Raw genomic sequence first — 21394 nt, 5'->3', positions numbered from 1 at the left:
GTATAACTTTGTATCAAAATTTAAAGATAGCATAATGACACACACCTATAAAGTGACTGGCATGACCTGCCAACATTGTAAAGCAAGCGTAAAAGAAGGGCTAGAACATCTAGAGCACGTTAAGTCCGCTTCTGTAAATCTAGAAGCTGAGGAAGCTGAAATTGACATGGAACAGCATATAGAAGTATCTACCCTTCAAGAAGCTATTTCAAAGAAATACCAGATCTCTAAAAAATCTGATTTCAAAGACACTTCGGATGCAAACCTTCAAGAACAGTCTAAGTTTCAACAACTTTTCCCCTTGTTTCTGATCTTTGGATATATCACAGCGGCTTCAGTACTATTGAATTTCTCTTCTTGGGAATTGGATTCGTTTATGTTTGATTTTATGGGCCTGTTTTACATTGTTTTTAGTTTTTTCAAGTTCTTGGATTATACAGGTTTTCCTGCTTCTTTTCAGATGTACGATCCTTTGGCCAAAGTTCTGCCAGCCTATGGTTGGATATATCCGTTTTTAGAAACGGCCTTAGGCTTGATGTTCTTGTTAAGATTCGAGATGGATATAGCTTTAGTAACAACAATTATCATTTTAGGAATAACAACCATAGGGGTAACCAAATCTCTGTTTTCTAAGAAAACTATTAAATGTGCGTGTTTGGGAACAGCACTCAACTTGCCAATGACAGAAGCCACCTTTATAGAAAACACCATTATGCTCGTAATGGCTGTATGGATGTTGGCGATTTAAAACGGTAGTTTCAATTGTTCTTCTTTCAATTTTGGGGTGACCTTTAGTGTTTTATCTGTGTTGAGGTTAGAAAGAGAAATACCCAGTAAACGGATAGAGTCTTTAACAGGCTCTTGAAAGAGTAAAGCCTTAGTTTCTTCCATGATCAAGGCTTTGGAGGAAATGAAAATTTTTAAGGTTTTACTTCGAGTTTGAATATTGAAATCGCTAGTTTTTAGTTTTAGGGTAATGGTTTTCCCAGCAACTCTGCTTCCCTTTAACCGTCTTTCAACTTCTTCAGCTATATCTTCGAGCTTTTCTAGCATATAAATCTCAGAAGAAATATTTTTTGAAAATGTTCTTTCGGCCCCTAAAGATTTTCGAATTCGAGTAGGCTTCACGTCACTTAAATGAACTCCACGAACTACATTAAAATAATGTAAACCACTTTTTCCAAAGTGGTCTTGTAAGTACTCCAAGGTTTTGAGTTTTAAATCGACTCCTGTAAAAATGCCTAAGCCATACATTTTTTCTTGAGTCACTTTTCCTACGCCGTGAAATTTTCTTATGTCTAGCGTCTCCAGGAAATCGATGACATCTTCTGGCGGAATAGTTTTTTGGCCATTTGGTTTATTGATGTCACTTGCGATTTTTGCGATAAATTTATTGATAGAAATGCCTGCCGAAGCATTAAGCCCAGTACTATCTTTTATCTTCTTTCGTATTTCCCTTGCTAAAATAGTGGCGCTGGGATAGTCAAATTTATTGACGGTTACATCCAAATAAGCTTCATCGAGAGACAGGGGCTCCACCAAATCGGTGTATTCAAAAAAGACTTTACGGATAATTTGTGAAATTTCTTTGTAGCGCTCAAACCGTGGTTTTACAAAAATAAGATGGGGACATAATCTAGTTGCTAGCCTGCCACTCATCGCGCTTTTCACCCCATATTTTCTAGCTTCGTAACTAGCAGCGGCTACAACCCCACGTTTGGAACTTCCCCCAACGGCAAGCGCTTTCCCAGATAAAGAGGGATCATCTAGCTGCTCTACAGAGGCATAAAAAGCATCCATGTCTACGTGTATAATCTTGCGAAGATGTTCCATAAAATCCATGGTCAAAAATACATAAAGCGAGGGAAAAGAATTCTTAATAAATGATCATAAAATTTTATTGATATTTGAGTTTTCTTGGTCACTAAACTCTGGAGATGTCAGGGCTCTGCCTCTCAAACCTTATCATCATTTATACTGTGGATATTGCAAGCTCAACGTTCTTTTTAACTCTGATTATCTTTCTATTGTTTATAATATTAGGAGGCAGCGCTCACACATCTCACTAACCATAGCAGAAAGAGTTTATAGAGGGGTGTTAGCCCTGAAATCTGTCAATTTAAATATTAAGGAGATCGCAGTGCTAACGCCCCTTTTTTAATTCTGATTATTTTTTTATTGTTTATAATATTAGGGGCATCGCCCACACATCTGAATAACATATAACAGAAATAGTCTGTAAAGGGGCGTTAGCCCTGAAATCTACCAATGTAAATTAAAATAGTCCTAATAAAGACTAATTATAGTTTTGCCGACAAAATGGACAGATTTAAAAGAAACCCTAAACAGTAGCTAATTTTAAAATTGGATTAAATTCCCTTAGGAATGGCATTAATGAGATGTTTGGTATAGTCCTTTTGAGGGTTTGCATAGACGGTATCTGCGTCGCCTTGCTCCACAATTTTGCCTTGGTGCATGACCAAAAGTTGATCTGCCATGTACTTGACCACCGCCAAATCATGAGAAATGAAAATATAGGTAAATCCAAAATCGGTTTTTAATTCATTGAGGAGGTTTAATACCTGCGCTTGGACAGAAATGTCTAAAGCAGAGACCGACTCATCGCAAATGATGAGTTTAGGTTGCACGGCAATGGTCCTGGCAATTCCAATCCGTTGTCGCTGCCCGCCGCTAAATTCATGCGGATACCTGTTAAATTGAGCTTCAGACAAGCCCACACGTTCCAGAAGTTCAATTGTTTTTTGTTTTCTACATTCAGCATTACCATATAATCCGTGGACTTTCATAGGTTCCATGATGGCTTTGCCAACCGAAAGTCTTGGGTTTAAGCTAGAAAATGGATCTTGAAAAATAAGTTGAATATCTTTTCTCAGTTGCCTTAAGGCTTCGCCTTTTAGGTGTGTAATAGGTTGACCTTGGTATAAAATTTCACCTTCGGTAGGATCATCAAGCCTAAGAATAGCATTGCCTAAAGTTGATTTTCCACAACCAGATTCACCAACAAGCCCCAAGGTTTCTCCCTGATAAATTCTAAAACTTACCCTATCGACAGCCTGTATTTTTTCGGTTTTTGAAAACCAACCTGAGTTGGAAAAAAAGATCTTGCTCACCTTCTTAACTTCTAGTAATGGTGGTTTTGAATAGATCCTTTCATGCCTTTGTTGTCTCTCTTCCGAAGTTTCTATTTTAGAATTTGGAATATCCTGCATATAGTCCTTAACTGTTGGTAAAGACTTGAGCCGTTCACGGGTAGATGGTTTCGAGGCCAAAAGCGCCTTGGTATATAAATGCTGAGGATTTTTGAAAATAGAAATCACATCGTTCTGCTCTACGATTTCTCCTTGATACATCACTGCAACCCGATCTGCTAGTTCTGAAACTAAAGCTAAATCATGAGAAATAAAGAGAATACCCATTTGAGTTTCTTGCTGGAGAGATTTCAACAAGGTTAAAATCTCCTTTTGGACAGTAACGTCTAGAGCTGTTGTAGGCTCGTCTGCGATTAATAGTATTGGTTTGCAGGCAATGGCCATAGCAATCATTACTCTTTGCTTTTGACCTCCACTTATTTGGTGAGGATAACTCTCAAAAATATCATTGATTCGGGGTAGTTTTACCTTTTCAAAGAGGCTTAAAACCTCTCGTTTTGCCTTGGATTTAGACAGCCTTTTATGCCGAATTAAAACTTCCGCTACTTGTTTCCCACACGTCATCGAAGGATTCAAAGAACTCATAGGTTCCTGGAAAATCATTGAAATATCATTTCCTCGAATACTCTGGAATTGCTGCTCTGTACATTTTGTTAAGTCCCTGTCTTGAAATAGAATCTCACCCTCAACCTGAGCTTTGGGTCCTAATAAACCTAAAATAGACAAGGTAGAAACTGATTTCCCAGAGCCGGATTCGCCTACAATACCTAAAATCTCATTGGGTTGTAATTGAAAGTTGATGTTTTTGATCACTCTTTCGTCACCAAAATTGACTTGAAGGTTTTTTACATTTAGCATTACACAGAAATCAGTTCATGATCTTCCAAGAGCTCTTCCTGGCGAAGCTTCAAAATTAATTGTGCTACGGCAATAACGTCTTTTTCACAATAAGTCACAATCCTATCCAAGTCTTTTTCTTTATAAAACACATCTCTAACTTGGCTGCCATCAATATCATCTTTTGGAGAAGGGATATTAAAAAGTTCGGTGAGTAATTTTAAGGAGGTATAGTGTTTATAATCTCCAAATTTCCATAACTCTAAAGTATCTAAATGAGGAATTTCCCAAGGTTTTTTTCCAAAAAGCTGAAGTTGACTTGGTAAAGCAATGCCGCGGATAAGCATTCTTCTAGCGATATAAGGAAAATCAAATTCCTTAGCATTATGCCCACACATCAGGTGATGAGGAAGGCTGAAATAGTTTTCAACAATTAGTTTGAAACGCTTTAATAAATCTGCCTCTTCACCATAAAAACTCGTGGTTCTGAATTTGCGCTCATTTCCTTTAAAATTAAAATAGCCAACAGAAATACATACGATCTTACCAAACTCAGCCCAGATGCCAGCTCGCTCGTAATACTCTTTGGGAGAATAATCCTCCTTTCTTTGGTAGTCCGTTTTGTCTGCAAAAAGCTTCTGCTTAGTTGGAGATAAGTCTTCGAAATCTGCGTGTTCTGGAACAGTTTCAATATCCAAAAACAAAATATGTTCTAAGTTGAGTTTGTCTAACATAATAAGGATTTGTTTTCTTTGTTAATTGAACTAATTTACTGAAATTTAAAAGAATACATTTTCAGGATAAAATGAAGTGGTAAAGACTTCCAAAGGCATTGTAATTATCTTAAAGTCAAAGTTATGTAATTCAAAAAATAAACTTACTTTTGCACTTTATTATTAATAACGGGAGTCGAGAACTCCAAAATTTAATTTATTATGCCAGTTAAAATAAGATTACAAAGACACGGAAAAAAAGGAAAACCTTTTTTCTGGATCGTCGCTGCAGATGCTCGTGCTAAAAGAGATGGTAAATACCTAGAGAAATTAGGGATTTATAATCCTGTCACTCAACCTGCAACTATTGAGCTTAATGTAGATTCATCTGTAAAATGGTTACGAAATGGTGCACAACCAACAGATACCGCAAAGCGTATTTTATCTTATAAAGGCGCTATGATGAAAAAGCACCTGTTAGCAGGTGTTGATAAAGGAGCGTTAACAGAGGAAGAAGCAGAGAAAAAATTTCAAGATTGGTTGTCTGAAAAAGGAGATAAAATTCTTACTGCTGAAGAAAAAGTAGCGAAAACTAAAGAAGCTGAAAGAGAAATAGCATTGGAAGCTGAAAGAGAAGTAAATGCTAAGCGTGAAGCTGAAGCAAAAGCTATTCAAGACGAGGAAGACGCTAAAGTTAAAGCAGAAGCTGAGGCTAAGGCCGCAGCAGAATCTGAAAAAGAAACTCCTGCTTCTGAAGATTCTAAAGAAGCTTAACATTTTTGAGATGACTAAAGATGAATGTTTTTATTTAGGTCAGATCGTAAGTAAATTTAGTTTTAAAGGTGAATTGCAAATCAAGTTAGATACCGATGAACCTGAACTTTATAAAAATTTGGAATCAATTTTTGTGGATTACCGCAATAAATTGATTCCTTTTTTTGTGGAAAAATCCAATCTTCAAAAGAGTAGTTTATTACGCGTAAAACTAGAGGAAGTCAACGAAGAAGCAGATGCTGATGACTTGCTGAAAAGAAACGTTTACTTGCCATTAACTAAGTTACCGAAACTTGGAGGTAATAAATTTTACTATCATGAAGTCATCGGTTATAAAGCGGTAGATGCCACTCATGGTGAGATTGGGACTATAAAGTTTATTAATGATCAAACCATGCAAGCCCTTTTCTTTATTGACTTTAATGATAAAGAAATTATTATTCCTGTGAATGACAGGTTTATTCAAAAAGTGGACAAGGATGAACATATCATTTACTTTCAAACTCCAGAGGGTTTAATAGATATGTATTTAGAAGATTAGTTTTTAATCTAAACTCTTTCGTTTAGCATCTAATTTTAAGAATACCAGTACCAAAATTAAAAACCCCCATAATCCAGATCCTCCATAACTAAAAAATGGAAGCGGTATACCAACTGTTGGAAATAGACCTATCACCATCGCAATGTTCACAAAAAAGTGAACAAAAATAACGGATAATACAGAATAGCCGTACACTCTGCTAAATTGACTTTTTTGGCGTTCTGCTAAATGAAATAGCCTAAGAATAAGTATAGTAAATAATATTACCACAGCACTTGTTCCTAAAAATCCCCACTCTTCACCTACTGTGCTGAAGATGTAATCTGTATGTTGTTCCGGTACAAAACGACCTTGGGTTTGTGATCCTTTTAGCCATCCTTTCCCCAGCCATCCTCCACTGCCTATGGCTACTTCGCTTTGGTAAAGATTAAAAGCAGAGCCTCGAATATCATTGGTTTCTCCTATAATAACATCGAACCTATCTTTTTGATGAGGAAGCAGTACAGAATTCAATATGAAATTGACAGAATATGAAAACCCCAAACTAAAGAGAAGAGTTAAGAAATAAATCCAAAACCTTGGTTTTCGTTTTCTGTTAAATAAGTAAATCATGATAAGAATCGCCACAAAAACGGGGGCAAAAATTCCAAATCCAAACTTGAGAGTAATCATGAAAATGGCCACAGATAGAAATCCCACACTCAAGTATGCTTGTGGAAGTCCCTCTCTATATAAAGGGATGATAAATGCCAAATAAATAAGTGCGCTACCAGCATCTGGCTGAAGCATGATGAGCGCTAGTGGGATTCCAATAATGGCGAAAGCTTTAAGTTGTGAAACAAACTTTGAAAGGTCATTATTGATTTCACTTATATACTTTGACAAAGCTAGCGCTACTGCTGTTTTTACAAACTCGGCTGGTTGTATACTAAAAGGTCCAAAGGAATACCAAGCCGTTTGGCCAGCAATAGTTTTACCAAAAATGAAGAGCCCTATGAGAGACAATGTGGCTACTATATAAATAATGCTTGCAAACCTTTCAAAAAATTTACTTTCTAGTGCTAGAACAATTATGGCTATCACTACCCCCAAAATAATCCATAGTAGCTGCTTTCCATAAATTTTAGAAATATCAAAAATGCTTTCATCTGGATTAACAAATGTAGTAGAGTATATATTTACCCATCCAAAGCTTATTAATATAATTACAATTAAAATGGTGAGCCAGTCAATCTGCAATAGAGTTTTAGGCATGCTTACTGGTTAATTTTAAAAAGTTCACCAGAATATGGTTTAGCGTACTCGTCTTCCAAAGTATGGTTGAGAATCCAGTTTTCAAGGTCTTTTCGTTCAATATTATCTTTCAGATATTTCTCTATCATTAAAGTAGATATTCTACCAGCATATCTAGATCCCCAATATCCATTTTCTACAAAAACAGCCAAGGCTATCTTGGGGTTATCTTTTGGAGCAAAGGCAATAAAAATCGAATGGTCCGTCAGTTGCATCCTTTTCCCATCGATTTTTACGTAATTTTCTGATGTTCCTGTTTTGCCACAAACTTCTATGCCGGGTACTCTAAGAAAGGTAGCTGTCCCGTAATTAAAAACATCATGCATCCCTTGAATAATCGGCTCAAAATGCTCTTTATCTATGGTGGTTACTTGTTTTGTAGTATACTTCTTATTGTCTACTGGCTTATCGTCTATTGATTTTATAATATGGGGTCTGTAGAACCAACCTTTATTAGCAATCGCTGCTGTTGCATTAGCAAGTTGAATAGGAGTAGTAAGCACTTCCCCTTGACCAATGGCGTTGGATAAAGTAGCGCTGGCGTACCAATTATAAGTAGGATATCTATAAACTTTGTTATAATAATCAGAGTCTGGTAGTAATCCTGCTCTTCCTACGGGTAAATCATAACCTAAATAATCGCCAAGGCCAAAACTAGCCATATGCCCTCGCCAGACGTCGATCCCTTTTTGAGGAGTGTCATATTTTTCGATAGTCCTTCTATAGATTTGTGCAAAATAGGCATTACAAGAATGTGCAATTCCAGTAACCATTTCTACTGGACTCGGGTGATGGTGACAGCCCATTCTTGCACCTCTTGCATAGGTATATCCTCCGTTGCACCTAAAACTTTCTTCTAGCCCAACAACATCTTCCTGTAAGGCTACGAGTCCTGTTAAAGCTTTAAATGGAGAGCCTGGCGCATAAATAGCCTGTAAGGCTCTATTATATAAGGGTTTATTAATGGTGTCGTAATAAAGTTTCGTGAAATTTTTCGATCGCTTTCTTCCTACCAAAATATCGGGATCATAAGAAGGGGCTGTAATTAAACTTAAAATTTCTCCAGTACTTGGTTCTATGGCTACAATACCACCTCGTTTACCTTTCATCAGTTTTTCTCCATAGGCTTGCAATTCAGCATCTATAGTAAGGTGGAGATCGCTTCCTTTTTTAGATAAAGTGTCAAATTTACCTTCCTTAAAGGGTTTGATGTTTTTATTGTGAATATCTCTTAGATAATGCTTAACGCCACGCTCACCTCTTAAAGCCTCTTCATACTGTTCTTCAACTCCTTGTTTTCCCTTTAGATCTCCCGATTGATAGTAGGAATTTTGTGAAATCTCTCTATCTCCAACCTCAGCGATATATCCTAAAATATTAGCACTGTGGTTAATAGTATAATCTCTTAACGACCTTTTCTGAATGTAAAACCCTTGGTATTTATGCATGCGTTCTTGGAGAACAGCATATTCTTTTTTGGTAAGCTGAGGTGTAATCACAGAAGACAATCTTGGTGAGTATCGCCACGCTTTTTCCAGCTGAATTTTGAGTCGCTGTGGAGTCAATTTTAATAAACTGGCAAGCTCTAAAGTGTCAAAGTTTTTTACTTCCTGTGGAACAGCAATGACATCATAAGCAGGTTGGTTACCTACCATCAGTTTTCCATTTCGGTCATAGATATATCCTCGTTGAGGATAATCGTATATTTTGCGTACGGAAATATTGGTCGACACCTCATCAAAACTCTCGTCTAAAACTTGCAAATAAAATAAACGGATTAAAAAAAGGAATGCGGCAAAACTAACTAAAATAATGGGGAGCAACTTTCTCATTTACTGTTCTTTCGGATTAAATTTAAGGTGATCATTATTAATAGTATACTGAAAATAGAAGAATAAATTGTTTTCTTTACAAAAAATAATAGATGATCCACACTAAAAATTTCTAAGCTGAAAAGTACAGTATGATGGACCAAAACCATAAGGCTTACATAACTGAACCTTTCTCTAAATGGGGCGTCATAAAATTTAAGGGTTTGGTAATCGTAACTCAATCCGAAGGCATTTCTCAAAAATAAAGGTCTTAAGTAAGCAATTGTGAGTGTTGCAGCTGCATGAATTCCACCGCTATCTTCAAAAATATCCATACTAATCCCTAAAACAAATGCAAGAAAGAGCTTTTGTACAGAATTGATATTGAAAGGAAGTAAGATGATAAGTAACTGGTAGATAATGGGATTGATGTAACCAAAAACATTAAATTCATCCAAGATTAAAACTTGAATTAATATAAGAAGGACAAATCTGATACTATTTATAAAATAGGTTTTCATCTATCGTGAATCTGGATTTAGTAGTTCTAGGGCTTCTGTTTTTCGACTGTTTTCTATAATATAGATATGCTTTAAGTTAGTCATATCATTAAAAAGTTTGACATCAATAAAATAATATCCTATGTTTTCGTCCAATTGAAAATTACTTATGATCCCGATAGGAACGTTTTCAGGAAAAACCAAAGAACGCCCTCCTGTGGTGATCGTATCTCCTAGCCTTACAGGTGCAGACCTTGGTACATCAATAAGACTTAAAATATTTGGATATTTTCCATCCCAAGTAAGTGTCCCAAAATGATAGGTTTTTTTAAGCTTTGCGTTAATAGACGTATTGGTATTCAGAATAGAAATAACCCTTGAGTATTTTGGACTTACATCTTGGATGATTCCTACGATACCTTGACTGGAAATAACACCTAAGTCTTCAGAGATACTATCCTTGGAGCCGCCTTCAATCAATAAAAAGTTATCGATTTTATCGTAATGGTTAGAGATCACTCTAGATCTGGTTATCTTATATAAACTATCCTCTATAAATTTAAGCTTAATTGGTAAGCTATCTTTTGCTGATGGGATGTTCAATAATTTTCGTCTCAAGTTTTCATTCTCCTCTTGAAGAATTTCGTTTTGAGCTTTCAAATCAAAATATTGATGAATATTTTCTGAAGAGCTCAAGACTGTTCCTGATATAAAATTAGCCGATGAAACCAGCTTGCTGTTATGGTAGGTATGGGATTTAAAGGTTAGCCCTAAAGCTATAGTCATAAGAATGATAAACACCAAACCCGTCTTATTTTTAATAAGAAAAATAATGATTTGCTGCATAACACGTTTTTATTTTAGAAGTACAGGCTTGTAGCGTTCTAAATCTTTTAAAGTGATACCTGTTCCTCTTACAATAGCCCTTAGTGGGTCTTCTGCTATGTAAACAGGTAAGTCTGTTTTTTGAGATAGGCGTTTATCCAAGCCTCTTAGCATAGACCCTCCACCAGCAAGGTATATACCAGTGTTATAAATATCTGCAGCTAATTCTGGAGGAGTCTGAGATAAGGTTTCCATCACAGCATCTTCTATTCTTAGTATAGATTTATCTAAGGCTTTTGCAATTTCTCTAAAAGAAATTTCCACTTGTTTTGGTTTACCGGTTAGTAAGTCCCGGCCTTGGACACTCATATCGTCAGGTGCAGTTTCGAGATCTTCGGTAGCAGAACCAATCTGGATCTTGATCTTTTCAGCAGTACGTTCTCCAATAAACAAGTTATGCTGTGTTCTCATAAAGTAAATGATATCATTAGTAAACACATCACCAGCAATTTTTACAGATTTATCACAAACAATACCGCCAAGCGCAATAACTGCTATTTCGGTAGTACCTCCACCTATATCAACAATCATATTTCCTTTGGGTTGCATAATGTCTACACCAATACCAATAGCTGCTGCCATAGGTTCGTGGATAAGATAAACTTCTTTGCCGTTTACTCGTTCTGCAGAATCTTTAACCGCTCTCATTTCTACCTCTGTAATTCCACTAGGAATACAAATGACCATACGTAGGGAAGGCGTGAATAAGCGTTTTTTGAGTGCAGGAATTTCTTTTATGAACATACTGATCATTTGCTCACTTGCATTAAAATCTGCAATAACCCCATCTTTAAGAGGACGAATGGTCTTGATGTTTTCGTGAGTTTTTCCCTGCATCATTGCGGCCTCTTTCCCAACCGCTATAATCTTTCCAGTAATCCGATTTATAGCTACGATAGAAGGGCTGTCGACAACGACTTTATCTTTGTGAATTATTAATGTGTTGGCAGTACCTAAGTCGATAGCAATATCTTCAGTTAGAAAGTCAAAAAATCCCATGTTATAATAAAATTAGAGGAGGATGAAGTTAGTGAATTAATGCTTAAAGTGACGCGTTCCTGTCATTACCATAGAAATATTATTTTCGTCACAATATGCTATGCTAAGTTTGTCTTTGATAGATCCTCCAGGTTGGATTACAGAAGTAATACCCACCTTGCCTGCTATCTCTACACAATCTGGAAAGGGAAAAAAAGCATCGCTTGCCATAACAGAATCTTTTAAGTCAAACTTAAAATTTAAAGCTTTTTCAATAGCGTGGTTAAGCGCATCTACTCGAGAGGTTTGGCCAGTCCCACTTGCTAGCAATTGCTTGTCTTTTGCCAATACAATAGTGTTGGACTTGGTATGCTTACAAATCTTTGAAGCAAACAACAGATCGTCAACTTGAGAGTCTGTTGGGGATGTTTTTGTTACTGTTTTTATTTCTTCTTCGTTATCTGTTTTGAGGTCCCTGTCTTGAACTAAAACACCATTAAGACAAGTTCTCACAATCTCATCTTCAAATTGGAATACTTTTTGGACAAGTATAATTCTGTTTTTCTTTTTGGTAAGTATTTTCAAAGCTTCATCACTATAACTTGGAGCAATGACAACTTCACAAAATAGGCTGTTAATTTCTTCTGATGTTGCTTTATCAATTTCTGTATTTGAAATTAAAACTCCTCCAAAAGCAGAGACTGGATCTCCAGCTAATGCGTCTACATAGGCTTTATAAATACTATCGCGTTGAGCAAGGCCACAAGCATTATTATGCTTTAAAATAGCGAAAGTTGGAGCATCATTAGTGAACTCTGCCATCAAATTGACCGCAGCGTCTACATCTAACAAGTTGTTGTAAGATAATTCCTTGCCGTGAAGTTTATTAAATGCCTCATCAAAGTCACCAAAGAAAAACCCTTGTTGGTGAGGGTTTTCTCCATATCGTAATTCTACTCCTTTCTCAAAACTTTGTTTATGAGAAGGAAGTTGTTCTGTAGTGTTAAAGTAATTAAAAATGGCGGTATCGTAATGAGAAGAAATCTGGAAAGCCTTTGCCGCAAAATTCTTTCGTTCTTTAAGGCTTACTTTTCCTTTCGAGTTTTTAAGAACTCCCAGAAGGCTTTCATAATCTGATTTTGAAGAGACACAAAGCACATCTTTAAAATTTTTGGCAGCAGCTCTTATTAAAGAGATGCCTCCTATATCAATTTTTTCAATACTATCTTGTTCATTCGCCCCAGAAGCTACGGTATCCTCAAAAGGATATAAATCAACAATAACCAAGTCAATTTGTGGAATATCATAAGATTTTAATTCCTCTTGGTCTTGCTCGTTATCACTTCGATTTAGGATTCCTCCAAAAACTTTTGGGTGTAGGGTTTTAACTCGACCTCCTAAGATTGAGGGGTAGGATGTAATATCTTCTACGGGAGTAACCTCTATATCTAAATCTTTGATGAATTTTTCAGTCCCTCCAGTAGAGTAAATTTGTACTCCTAGATCATTTAAGGTTTGTACAATAGGCCCTAAGCCTTCTTTGTGAAACACTGAGATTAAAGCGGATTTTATTTCTTTTTCTTGGGCCATTTAAGATACGTTTTGTTAACGTTCCAAATGTAGAACATTGCCAATGAATATTTAAACGATGAACACCAAATAATCAGGAAATATAAAGCCCAGCTTTTGCTGGGCTTTATATTTCCTGATTTTGGACACTATTATTTTAAACGATCATCCCCGCAGCGACAGTTTCCTTGGTAGACTCATCCACTAGTATTATGCTTCCTGTGCTTCGGTTATCTCTATAACTATCAATCATCAATCGATGAGAAGTTTTAAGTTTTACTCTAGCAATATCATTCATTGTTAAATCCTTATCCTCTTCATTTCGTTTGAATGTATTGACATCCACTTTGTAAACTACCTCTTTAATGACAGCTTTTTGTTCGTTGGAGGTATGCATGATAGTGTATTTGGTTCTAGATTTTAAAGGAGCGTTATTTAGCCAACATAACATCACATCAAATTCTTGTAAAAGTTTTGGTTGATTGTTCTTTTTCACAATCATATTTCCTCTGCTTATATCAACATCATCTTCCAAGGTCATTGCTACAGACATAGGAGCAAAAGCTTCTTCAACTTCAGTTTCTCCGACGTTTATGGTTTTAATTTTAGACGTAAAACCAGAAGGTAATATAGTTACTTCTTCGTTCACTCTATAAATCCCACTAGCTATTCTTCCTGCATATCCTCTGTAATCCTCGAAGCCTTTGCGTTGAGGTCTAAGAACGGTTTGCACTGGAAATCTAGCATCAATTTTATTGATATCACTACTAATGTGTAGGGTTTCTAGCTCATGCAACATTGGCGAACCTTGAAACCAAGCCATATTTTCTGAGCGGTTGACCACATTATCACCATCTAATGCACTTATGGGTATGTAACGCACGTCTTTGATAAGTAGTTTTGAAGAGAACTCTTCAAATTCCTCCACAATGGAGTTGAAGGTCTCTTCAGAATAAGACACCAAGTCCATTTTATTTACACACACTATAATGTGAGGAATATTCAATAAAGAGGCTATAAAGGTGTGTCTTTTAGTTTGTTCAATAACTCCGTGTCTTGCATCAATAAGGACAACAGCAGCATTGGCAGTAGATGCGCCAGTCACCATGTTTCTTGTGTACTGGATGTGACCAGGTGTGTCTGCGATAATAAATTTACGCTTTGGTGTTGTAAAATATCTATAAGCAACATCAATAGTAATTCCCTGTTCCCGTTCATCTTTAAGTCCGTCGGTGAACATAGCAAGGTCTACACCTTCTATTCCTTTTTGTTTACTTGAATTTTTTACAGCGGCTAGTTGGTCTTCAAAAATGGATTTGGAATCGTAAAGCAGTCTTCCAATAAGTGTGCTTTTACCATCATCTACACTTCCAGCAGTAGTAAATCTTAGCAATTGGTTTTTATCTATTTTCATGATATGCATCAGTTTTTGTAATCAGAATTTTGGGTGTGTTAGAGAAATTATAGTCTAGAAATAGCCGTCTTTTTTTCGATCTTCCATCGCAGTTTCGGATCTTTTATCATCACTTCTATTTCCTCTTTCGGTTTCTCTCATCGTAGAAACCTCTTCGACGATTTTTTCCATAGTGTCTGCGTCAGACTCAATTCCCCCTGTAATGGTGATATCTCCTAGGGTTCTAAATCTTATTCTTTTAGATACTATTTCCTCATTGGGCTCTAGTTTTAAAAATTCAGAATTTGGAATCCAAGACCCATTTCTTTTCACTACGTCTCTCTGGTGAGCTAAATATAAAGAAGGGATTTCTATTTTTTCTTTGGTGAGGTAGTTCCAAACATCCATTTCTGTCCAGTTACTGATAGGAAAGGCTCTGAAGTGTTCTCCTTCAAAATATTTCCCATTGAGTAAATTCCACAGTTCAGGACGCTGATTTTTAGGATCCCACTGCCCAAACTCATCTCTGTGCGAGAAAAAACGCTCTTTTGCTCTTGCTTTCTCTTCATCTCTTCGGCCACCGCCAATAGCACAATCCACTTTATGCTCTTCTAGACTATCCAAGAGAGTTGTGATTTGTAAAGCATTTCTAGTTGCATTTTTACCTTTTTCTTCGGCAACACGTCCTTTATCTATAGATTCTTGGACAGAACCTACAATAAGATTGACACCTAGTTGTTTGGCAAGATCATCTCTAAATTGAATAGCTTCTGGGAAATTATGCCCAGTGTCTACATGCATTAAAGCAAAAGGAATCTTTGCAGGATGGAAGGCTTTTTTGGCCAAATGCGTTATAAGAATGGAATCCTTCCCTCCAGAAAATAAAATAACTGGATTTTGAAATTGGCCCCAAACTTCTCTTAAAATAAAGATGGCTTCTGATTCCAACTCTTCTAAATAATTTAAATAATAGGTGCTCATAGTTTTATATTCTTCGTGTTTCTTCTAAATAATCTATAATTTGCTTCACGCTCATTTCTACATTAATTTCTTCTGTAGAAATCTGAAGATCTGGGTTTTTAGGAGCTTCGTAGGGTGCGTCTATCCCCGTAAAGTTTTTTATTTCTCCAGCCCTTGCTTTTTTGTATAAGCCTTTTACGTCTCTATTCTCACATTCTTTTAAGGAGGTGTCTACATATATTTCAATAAGATTTTCCTGGCCCACAATTTCTTTAACTTGATCCCTGTCTGAAATCAATGGAGACACAAATGCAGCGATAGTTACCACTCCAGAGTCAACGAAGAGTTTTGCAACTTCAGCGATTCGCCTTAAATTTTCGTAGCGATCCTCTTTAGTAAATCCAAGCCCTTTATTAATTCCACTTCTTATGTTATCCCCATCTAAAGCATAGGTGTGGATTCCTTTATAAAATAATTCTTCTTCGACTTTATTTGCTATAGTCGATTTTCCAGAACCCGAAAGCCCGGTAAACCATAGCACAAAAGAATCGTGACCATTGACTTTATTTCTATGCGATCTTGTTATATCGTAGTCATGTATGACAATGTTTTTACTCATAATGTTGTTTTGACATGAAAATAACCGTTCAAAAGATTTTCTCTATTGTAAAGCATTTCTTCATTTGTATCTAGGCTTATAACTCGAAGGCCAACAGCTTTACAAATAGCTTGTCCTGCAGCGGTATCCCACTCCATTGTGGGTGCATATCGAGGATATACGTCTGCCTCTCCTTCTGCGACTAGGCAAAATTTAAGAGAACTTCCTTTGGAAACAATTTCTACTGGTTTGTGATGTGTGTCTTTCAGTTTCTCTACATAGTCCAAGGTGTCTTGATTCATGTGAGATCGGCTTCCAACCACTCTGATGGGGTTAGAACTCTGGCTCGGCTTCAAAGAGTTTGCTTTTTTCAGTAAAATATCTACATCAAACTCTCCTTGCGGAACTTCAACTTTATAGGAAGTTTGGGTTTCAACATCTCCTACATATAAAATGCGCTGCGCAGGAACATAAATAACTCCAAAAATTGATTTTTGTTCATCAATCAGAGCAATATTGACGGTAAATTCACCATTCTTTTTTACAAATTCCTTAGTCCCATCCAGTGGGTCCACAATCCAACAAGTTTTCCAAGACTTTCGGTTACTATAATCTATAGTTTTGTTTTCTTCACTAATAATTGGGATAGAAGTCGTCTCCAAATAAGACATGATCACTTTATTGGCTTCTTGATCTGCCAAAGTTAGCGGAGAATTATCTTCTTTATATTCTACTGCAAAATCGTGCTTGTAGATGTTCATAATAGCTTCACCTGCTTTTATAGAAGCCTCAATTGCCTTTAATTTATTTTTATGCATATAAGTAATTATTTTAACTTAAGTCTTGATATTCATTTGTTTATGCTTGTGCTAAAACATGAATTTCAAACAGTTATCTTTATTTTTTATAATAAATGACAAAAGTATACAATTTCTACCAATTTAGTAGACTATTCAAATTTGAATACAGAATTTTTTTTGTTAATTATTTTTATAAAGTAAAACTGTAATTATTAACTCTTTTTTTCGACACTTAAACTTGAAACTTTGATTCTTAAATTTATGCCTTTAAACAAAAAATTATGAAAACCCTCAATATCTTTTTTTTCGGTCTTTTTTTCTCTATTGTAGGAGTGGGGACTACTTTGAGTCAAAATATCCATCAGCATCAGCAATGGCAGGATTTACTTGAAACTTACGTGAATACTCAAGGAGATGTTGATTATAAGAATTTGAAACAAAATGAAAAGAAACTCGACGCTTACTTAGATCTTATTTCTAAAAACCCTCCTAAAGACTCTTGGACCAAAAATAAAAAGAAAGCTTACCTTATCAATGCGTATAATGCGTTTGCTGTAAAGTTGATTTTAGATCACTATCCCATAGAGAGCATTAAAAATATTGGAGGTTTTTTTAGCAGTCCTTTTACTACAGAATTTGCAAAAATCGGTGGTAAATTATATTCCCTAGATGATATTGAAAAAGGGATGCTTTTGGAAATGGGAGATCCCCGCGTTCATTTTGCGGTGAACTGCGCTTCAGAATCTTGTCCCAAATTGTTGAATGAAGCCTATGTAGCTGAAAAACTCGAAAAGCAACTCGATGCTTCAGCAAAAACCTTCGTAAATTCTGATAAAAATAAATTATCAAAAACTAAAGTAGAACTCTCTAAAATTTTTAAATGGTATGCTTCAGATTTTGAATCTGAATTTGGGTCAGTTATAAGATTTATAAATATCTATGCAGATGAAACTATCGACGAAGAAGCATTTATAAATTTTTTGTCATATTCTTGGGAACTGAATGAAAACTAGCTGGCATGATTAGTATCATTATTCCTGTTTATAATGAAGCTGAAGAGGTTATAAGCAACCTTATACAAATTCAGAATAGAATAAGTCCTTTTGGGTATGTTACGGAAATTCTCGTTGTGGACGGCGGAAGTAATGACGGAACTTTAGCTTTAATTAATCAGTTTGACGGTATCAAATGCTTGGAAAGTAAAAGAGGAAGATCAAGGCAAATGAACCATGGTGCTAAACAAGCTACTGCAGAAATCCTATATTTTCTGCATATCGATTCTTTTCCACCACAAGATTTTGATAGGTTAATTGAAGAATCTGTTCGAAATGGACACCAAGCTGGATGTTTTAAAATGAAATTTAGGAGTCGACATTCCTGGCTTCAATTTATAAGCTGGTTTACAAAATTCAATGCCAGGTTTTGTAGAGGTGGTGATCAGAGTTTGTTCGTTACAAAATCTCTTTTTGAAAAGGTAGGAGGCTACAATGAAGAGTTTCTAATATATGAAGATCATGAAATTTTAAAACCGATTTATGACTCCTCTGGTTTTGAGGTGATTCAACATTCGATTTCAACATCTGCAAGACGTTTTGAAGATAAGGGCATTTTGAAATTACAGATTCTCTTTTGGATAATTTATTTAAAAAAATGGAGTGGGGCTTCATCAGATGCGCTTTATAGCTTCTATATGAAGCACATTAACAACTAAAGTTGTTTATCTTAAGGATCCTGAATTATTTGATAAACTAGTTTTACATTTAAAACGTTGATAGTTTGGTGCAAAAATATATTCTACCGATTAAAGACTGGAAACTAATCTGGAAAAAATCAGTGTTGATGAAACAGTTAGAGTTGAGGCTCCAAAAACACGAGAGACTTTTAATTTTGCTATTCAATTGCAAACATTTTACGTAGAAAGCGTAATTTTTTGATTGGCTATTTATCAGTTGTTTTTACAAAAAACAATCAAGGTTAATAACTACTCTAACAGTATTATTTGACATTTTGAGAAGAACATTATTTTGAATATAAATCCTTTTACTCCTTCAAATAAGCATTAGGAATCGTGTTTTGTTTGCGTATTGGTTATTTTTTTGTGACATACTTGAAAGCTCAAGACAAATTAGTTTTTTTTTACAGGCTTAAATTCTGGTTTCTGTTTCAGAAGTTTAAGGTACCGAGGACATTAATCCTTTCAGTGCGTTGATATTTAGTGGTGTGCAGACGGAATATAAATTTATAAAAAGGTGGTAGTCAATCTGAGTTAATTTATACTAGTTAAGGTATTGTAAAAGAGGCAACCCCAATAGAACTCAATTTGATCCTGCTTTGAGACTAGATCATCTAAATCTGCCGATTTTATTTAAATTTTTTGTTGTGAAAGGCTTAACTTTGAAATTGAAGTCTGGAATGGGTTATCTTGTCAATCATCAACACAAAACTATTGTAGGGTCTGAGTCTTCTTTTTAATAAATTTCAGAAAAATTTAAGGATGTAAATTATAGAGCTAATATTGGGATCGGTTATAAAATAGAACGAGGCTTTACTATTGGATTTAGATATGATAGAAGTTTTATCGATATCAACAACGGAAATAACCCAGAGACAGGTCAACTCAATACCATTATATGATAGCTCAGTCTTCAATACTTTTTTAAATAATACTAAATACTCAAGAGTCTAAAAAACAGTACCTTTGCAAAAAATTTGAAAATGAAAGATCCTAAAAAAAATAAAACCAATCCAAAGACGTCTCCAAAAGATAAATTCAGTAAGAAAGAAGTTGCTCAGTCCAAAGTAGACAAGCAAATTAAGAATCCAAGTGCAGGCATGCGTCTTAACAAATACATTTCTAACTCAGGGGTTTGTTCTCGTCGTGATGCTGATATCTATATAAAATCTGGTAACGTAACGGTAAATGGAGAGGTGATTATAGAAATGGGACACCATGTGAAGTTAGAGGATGAAGTTAAGTTTGACGGACGTAGAATCAATCCAGAGCCTAAAGCATATGTTTTGCTCAATAAACCCAAGAGCTTTTATGTTACGGGTAGTTACGAAAAAGGGAAGCTTACCGCTTTAGACCTAGTCCAAAATGCCTCTAAGTCTAAACTTGCACCGGTTGGCAAATTAGACACCAGTGCTATGGGACTTATCCTCTTTACAAACGATGGTACGCTGGCTAAAAAACTCTCGGGTCATAAAAATGGAATTCGACAAATTTATCAAGTTGAATTAACTAAGCCTTTAAGAGAATCTGATTTAGAAGTGATTAAAGATGGTCCGTTTATCGAAGGTTCTAAAGTTAAAATTGAAGAAGCGGCTTTTGTCGACAATAGACCAAAAAATATAGTAGGACTTGAACTAAGGAGTCAACGTGCTCATATCGTCCAACGTATATTTAAAAAACTGGGTTATGAGATTGAAAAAATGGATCGCGTGATTTATGCAAATCTCGACAAGAAAAATTTACCTAGAGGTCATTATCGTCACCTTACCAGGCAAGAGGTTATCAATTTAGGAATGGTTTAAAACACTCTAATTGGCAATTTTTGTCATTATTTTAATGCTCAGAACTCTCTTGTCTTTTTGATTACTCTGCCCAAAATATAACAGCTCGCAAAGCAATTTATGATCACCAAATGGACAACATTGAATTTATGAAAAGGTAAAATGTTTCTAGTGTCTTGTCCGATATAGTTAACACAATAGCCTATAGGGCAATGTGAAAAAGATACGTACAAGCGATAGATATGAAAGCTATGGAGGTCAGTAGTTAATCACCTATAATTTTCTTCCGATTAATTTTATAGTCATGTTCTTTAGTTATTAGAGTATTGAAAATTCCTGCTTTGCTCTGCGCGCGGTTTATTTTACAACAAAACTCATAAAAATGTCTGTTAATACTGGATTCGCTTACCCATAAATATGTTTCTCTCATCTATGGTTTTACTTTATTTATTATGGTGTGCAATACTTCAAAGTTCTGCCTATTGTTGCTTGGTATTTGGGTAATGTTGAAAGCTTAGGCGAAAGGTCCGTATCCTCTCCAAAGGTCTGTCGTGATGAGCGCATCTCTTTAGAGGTGGTCCACGATATAATTGTAATGAAGTTGTCGAAAAGTCCATTATGCTTACCATATACAAAGTTTGACCTTACCCAGATCGGTAAGTTGTAAAGCTTTCGATGCTTTCTTTCTCTTTCTTGACGTTTCAGCTACGAAAGATTTCCACTTCCTTATAGCCCCAAGTAGAAACTCCACAACATGTACTATGCCATCCAAGTGTCAGCAGAAGCTGACTCTCGGTTTGTGCGGATATTATACTGTCGAGAAAAATCCATCTTAATTTGACAAGTGATAAGGTTATTTTTCAAAAACATACATTTGTTCTAAATCTTCAAACTAGAGAGATATTTCTTGCATTCGTGACTCGTTTTAAACCGATCGGAGAACTCTAGAAGATTTTGATCTTTAAGTGTGCTCAAATTTATTAATTTTAATGACCCTAGAGTTAAGTATTTGTTGACTGATCTCTTTAATTTTAAACAAATTAGGACCTTTAAATCTTA

General features: G+C 35.6%; 19 protein-coding genes. 6 read left to right on the top strand and 13 right to left on the bottom strand.

Features of this window, described 5'->3' with window-relative positions; genetic code table 11:
• The first annotated feature begins 34 nt into the window (after window positions 1-34).
• Window positions 35-748 (top strand): heavy metal translocating P-type ATPase, encoded by a 714-nt coding sequence (locus CXF67_RS12385; RefSeq protein WP_102089032.1) that lies wholly within the window; start codon window positions 35-37, stop codon window positions 746-748.
• Here CXF67_RS12385 and dinB read toward each other — a convergent pair.
• The 3 genes from dinB to CXF67_RS12370 form a co-directional block, all read right to left on the bottom strand.
• The gene (dinB, locus tag CXF67_RS12380) at window positions 745-1842 is read right to left on the bottom strand and encodes a DNA polymerase IV (protein ID WP_102089031.1); all 1098 of its coding nucleotides are present in this window, start codon (window positions 1840-1842) and stop codon (window positions 745-747) included. The genes CXF67_RS12385 and dinB overlap by 4 nt on opposite strands.
• A 527-nt stretch (window positions 1843-2369) precedes the next feature.
• The gene (locus CXF67_RS12375; RefSeq protein ID WP_102089030.1) at window positions 2370-4028 is read right to left on the bottom strand and encodes an ABC transporter ATP-binding protein; all 1659 of its coding nucleotides are present in this window, start codon (window positions 4026-4028) and stop codon (window positions 2370-2372) included.
• A complete protein-coding gene (locus tag CXF67_RS12370) occupies window positions 4028-4741 on the bottom strand; it encodes a 3'-5' exonuclease (RefSeq protein ID WP_102089029.1) in 714 nt (237 codons plus the stop codon). The genes CXF67_RS12375 and CXF67_RS12370 overlap by 1 nt, the downstream gene beginning before the upstream one ends.
• Before the next feature lie 201 nt (window positions 4742-4942).
• On the opposite strand from CXF67_RS12370, the gene CXF67_RS12365 reads away from it, so the two are divergent.
• Together CXF67_RS12365 and rimM are read left to right on the top strand one after the other, a co-directional pair.
• A complete protein-coding gene (locus tag CXF67_RS12365; RefSeq protein WP_102089028.1) occupies window positions 4943-5494 on the top strand; it encodes a 30S ribosomal protein S16 in 552 nt (183 codons plus the stop codon).
• Window positions 5495-5504: 10 nt separating this feature from the next.
• Window positions 5505-6035 (top strand): ribosome maturation factor RimM, encoded by a 531-nt coding sequence (rimM, locus tag CXF67_RS12360; RefSeq protein WP_015024643.1) that lies wholly within the window; start codon window positions 5505-5507, stop codon window positions 6033-6035.
• A gap of 3 nt (window positions 6036-6038) precedes the next feature.
• On the opposite strand, the gene rodA is transcribed toward rimM, so the two are convergent.
• The 10 genes from rodA to cysQ all read right to left on the bottom strand — a co-directional run bounded on the left by rodA (window position 6039) and on the right by cysQ (window position 16840).
• Window positions 6039-7289: a rod shape-determining protein RodA gene (gene rodA, locus CXF67_RS12355; protein ID WP_102089027.1), complete on the bottom strand. Its 1251-nt coding sequence runs from the start codon at window positions 7287-7289 to the stop codon at window positions 6039-6041.
• Window positions 7290-7291: 2 nt separating this feature from the next.
• Window positions 7292-9160 (bottom strand): penicillin-binding protein 2, encoded by a 1869-nt coding sequence (gene mrdA / locus CXF67_RS12350; RefSeq protein ID WP_102089026.1) that lies wholly within the window; start codon window positions 9158-9160, stop codon window positions 7292-7294.
• The gene (locus tag CXF67_RS12345) at window positions 9157-9660 is read right to left on the bottom strand and encodes a rod shape-determining protein MreD (protein WP_102089025.1); all 504 of its coding nucleotides are present in this window, start codon (window positions 9658-9660) and stop codon (window positions 9157-9159) included. Before CXF67_RS12345 ends, mrdA begins: the two co-directional genes overlap by 4 nt.
• The gene (mreC, locus tag CXF67_RS12340) at window positions 9661-10485 is read right to left on the bottom strand and encodes a rod shape-determining protein MreC (RefSeq protein ID WP_102089024.1); all 825 of its coding nucleotides are present in this window, start codon (window positions 10483-10485) and stop codon (window positions 9661-9663) included.
• Window positions 10486-10494: 9 nt separating this feature from the next.
• On the bottom strand, window positions 10495-11523 hold the full coding sequence (locus tag CXF67_RS12335) for a rod shape-determining protein (protein WP_015024648.1): 1029 nt from the start codon (window positions 11521-11523) through the stop codon (window positions 10495-10497).
• Between the two features lie 36 nt (window positions 11524-11559).
• Window positions 11560-13092 carry a bifunctional phosphoribosylaminoimidazolecarboxamide formyltransferase/IMP cyclohydrolase gene (gene purH / locus CXF67_RS12330; protein WP_102089023.1) on the bottom strand — a complete coding sequence of 511 codons (1533 nt, stop codon included), beginning with the start codon at window positions 13090-13092 and terminating at the stop codon, window positions 11560-11562.
• A 136-nt stretch (window positions 13093-13228) separates the two neighbouring features.
• Complete coding sequence (locus tag CXF67_RS12325; RefSeq protein WP_102089022.1) at window positions 13229-14485, bottom strand: sulfate adenylyltransferase subunit 1; 1257 nt, start codon at window positions 14483-14485, stop codon at window positions 13229-13231.
• Between the two features lie 54 nt (window positions 14486-14539).
• Entirely contained in the window at window positions 14540-15445 is a 906-nt protein-coding gene (cysD, locus tag CXF67_RS12320) for a sulfate adenylyltransferase subunit CysD (protein ID WP_102089021.1), read from the bottom strand.
• A gap of 4 nt (window positions 15446-15449) precedes the next feature.
• The gene (cysC, locus tag CXF67_RS12315; protein ID WP_102089020.1) at window positions 15450-16043 is read right to left on the bottom strand and encodes an adenylyl-sulfate kinase; all 594 of its coding nucleotides are present in this window, start codon (window positions 16041-16043) and stop codon (window positions 15450-15452) included.
• Window positions 16040-16840, bottom strand: coding sequence for a 3'(2'),5'-bisphosphate nucleotidase CysQ (gene cysQ, locus CXF67_RS12310; protein ID WP_102089019.1), 801 nt, complete (start codon window positions 16838-16840; stop codon window positions 16040-16042). The genes cysC and cysQ overlap by 4 nt, the downstream gene beginning before the upstream one ends.
• Window positions 16841-17103: 263 nt before the next feature.
• Here cysQ and CXF67_RS12305 point away from each other — a divergent pair, with 263 nt between their 5' ends.
• The 3 genes from CXF67_RS12305 (at window position 17104) to CXF67_RS12295 (ending at window position 20356) form a co-directional block, all read left to right on the top strand.
• Window positions 17104-17835 carry a DUF547 domain-containing protein gene (locus CXF67_RS12305; protein WP_102089018.1) on the top strand — a complete coding sequence of 244 codons (732 nt, stop codon included), beginning with the start codon at window positions 17104-17106 and terminating at the stop codon, window positions 17833-17835.
• A 5-nt stretch (window positions 17836-17840) separates the two neighbouring features.
• Window positions 17841-18533 (top strand): TIGR04283 family arsenosugar biosynthesis glycosyltransferase, encoded by a 693-nt coding sequence (locus CXF67_RS12300; RefSeq protein ID WP_102089017.1) that lies wholly within the window; start codon window positions 17841-17843, stop codon window positions 18531-18533.
• Between the two features lie 1004 nt (window positions 18534-19537).
• Window positions 19538-20356, top strand: a complete 819-nt coding sequence (locus CXF67_RS12295; protein WP_015024656.1) for a pseudouridine synthase — start codon at window positions 19538-19540, stop codon at window positions 20354-20356.
• Window positions 20357-21394 lie beyond the last annotated feature (1038 nt).

The sequence above is a fragment of the Psychroflexus sp. MES1-P1E genome, from assembly GCF_002836055.1.
GTDB lineage: Bacteria > Bacteroidota > Bacteroidia > Flavobacteriales > Flavobacteriaceae > Psychroflexus.
The sequence above is the reverse complement of the archived record's forward strand: the minus strand, read 5'-3'. Positions and strand labels throughout refer to the sequence as shown.

Coding starts and splice junctions, on each gene's coding strand:
- CXF67_RS12370 (WP_102089029.1), bottom strand. CDS start 4,741: ATGTTAGACAAACTCAACTTAGAACATATTTTGTTTTTGGATATTGAA.
- rimM (WP_015024643.1), top strand. CDS start 5,505: ATGACTAAAGATGAATGTTTTTATTTAGGTCAGATCGTAAGTAAATTT.
- CXF67_RS12345 (WP_102089025.1), bottom strand. CDS start 9,660: ATGAAAACCTATTTTATAAATAGTATCAGATTTGTCCTTCTTATATTA.
- CXF67_RS12300 (WP_102089017.1), top strand. CDS start 17,841: ATGATTAGTATCATTATTCCTGTTTATAATGAAGCTGAAGAGGTTATA.
- cysQ (WP_102089019.1), bottom strand. CDS start 16,840: ATGCATAAAAATAAATTAAAGGCAATTGAGGCTTCTATAAAAGCAGGT.
- CXF67_RS12335 (WP_015024648.1), bottom strand. CDS start 11,523: ATGGGATTTTTTGACTTTCTAACTGAAGATATTGCTATCGACTTAGGT.
- CXF67_RS12325 (WP_102089022.1), bottom strand. CDS start 14,485: ATGAAAATAGATAAAAACCAATTGCTAAGATTTACTACTGCTGGAAGT.
- CXF67_RS12295 (WP_015024656.1), top strand. CDS start 19,538: ATGAAAGATCCTAAAAAAAATAAAACCAATCCAAAGACGTCTCCAAAA.
- mreC (WP_102089024.1), bottom strand. CDS start 10,485: ATGCAGCAAATCATTATTTTTCTTATTAAAAATAAGACGGGTTTGGTG.
- CXF67_RS12375 (WP_102089030.1), bottom strand. CDS start 4,028: ATGCTAAATGTAAAAAACCTTCAAGTCAATTTTGGTGACGAAAGAGTG.
- cysD (WP_102089021.1), bottom strand. CDS start 15,445: ATGAGCACCTATTATTTAAATTATTTAGAAGAGTTGGAATCAGAAGCC.
- cysC (WP_102089020.1), bottom strand. CDS start 16,043: ATGAGTAAAAACATTGTCATACATGACTACGATATAACAAGATCGCAT.
- CXF67_RS12365 (WP_102089028.1), top strand. CDS start 4,943: ATGCCAGTTAAAATAAGATTACAAAGACACGGAAAAAAAGGAAAACCT.
- purH (WP_102089023.1), bottom strand. CDS start 13,092: ATGGCCCAAGAAAAAGAAATAAAATCCGCTTTAATCTCAGTGTTTCAC.
- dinB (WP_102089031.1), bottom strand. CDS start 1,842: ATGGATTTTATGGAACATCTTCGCAAGATTATACACGTAGACATGGAT.
- mrdA (WP_102089026.1), bottom strand. CDS start 9,160: ATGAGAAAGTTGCTCCCCATTATTTTAGTTAGTTTTGCCGCATTCCTT.
- CXF67_RS12305 (WP_102089018.1), top strand. CDS start 17,104: ATGAAAACCCTCAATATCTTTTTTTTCGGTCTTTTTTTCTCTATTGTA.
- CXF67_RS12385 (WP_102089032.1), top strand. CDS start 35: ATGACACACACCTATAAAGTGACTGGCATGACCTGCCAACATTGTAAA.
- rodA (WP_102089027.1), bottom strand. CDS start 7,289: ATGCCTAAAACTCTATTGCAGATTGACTGGCTCACCATTTTAATTGTA.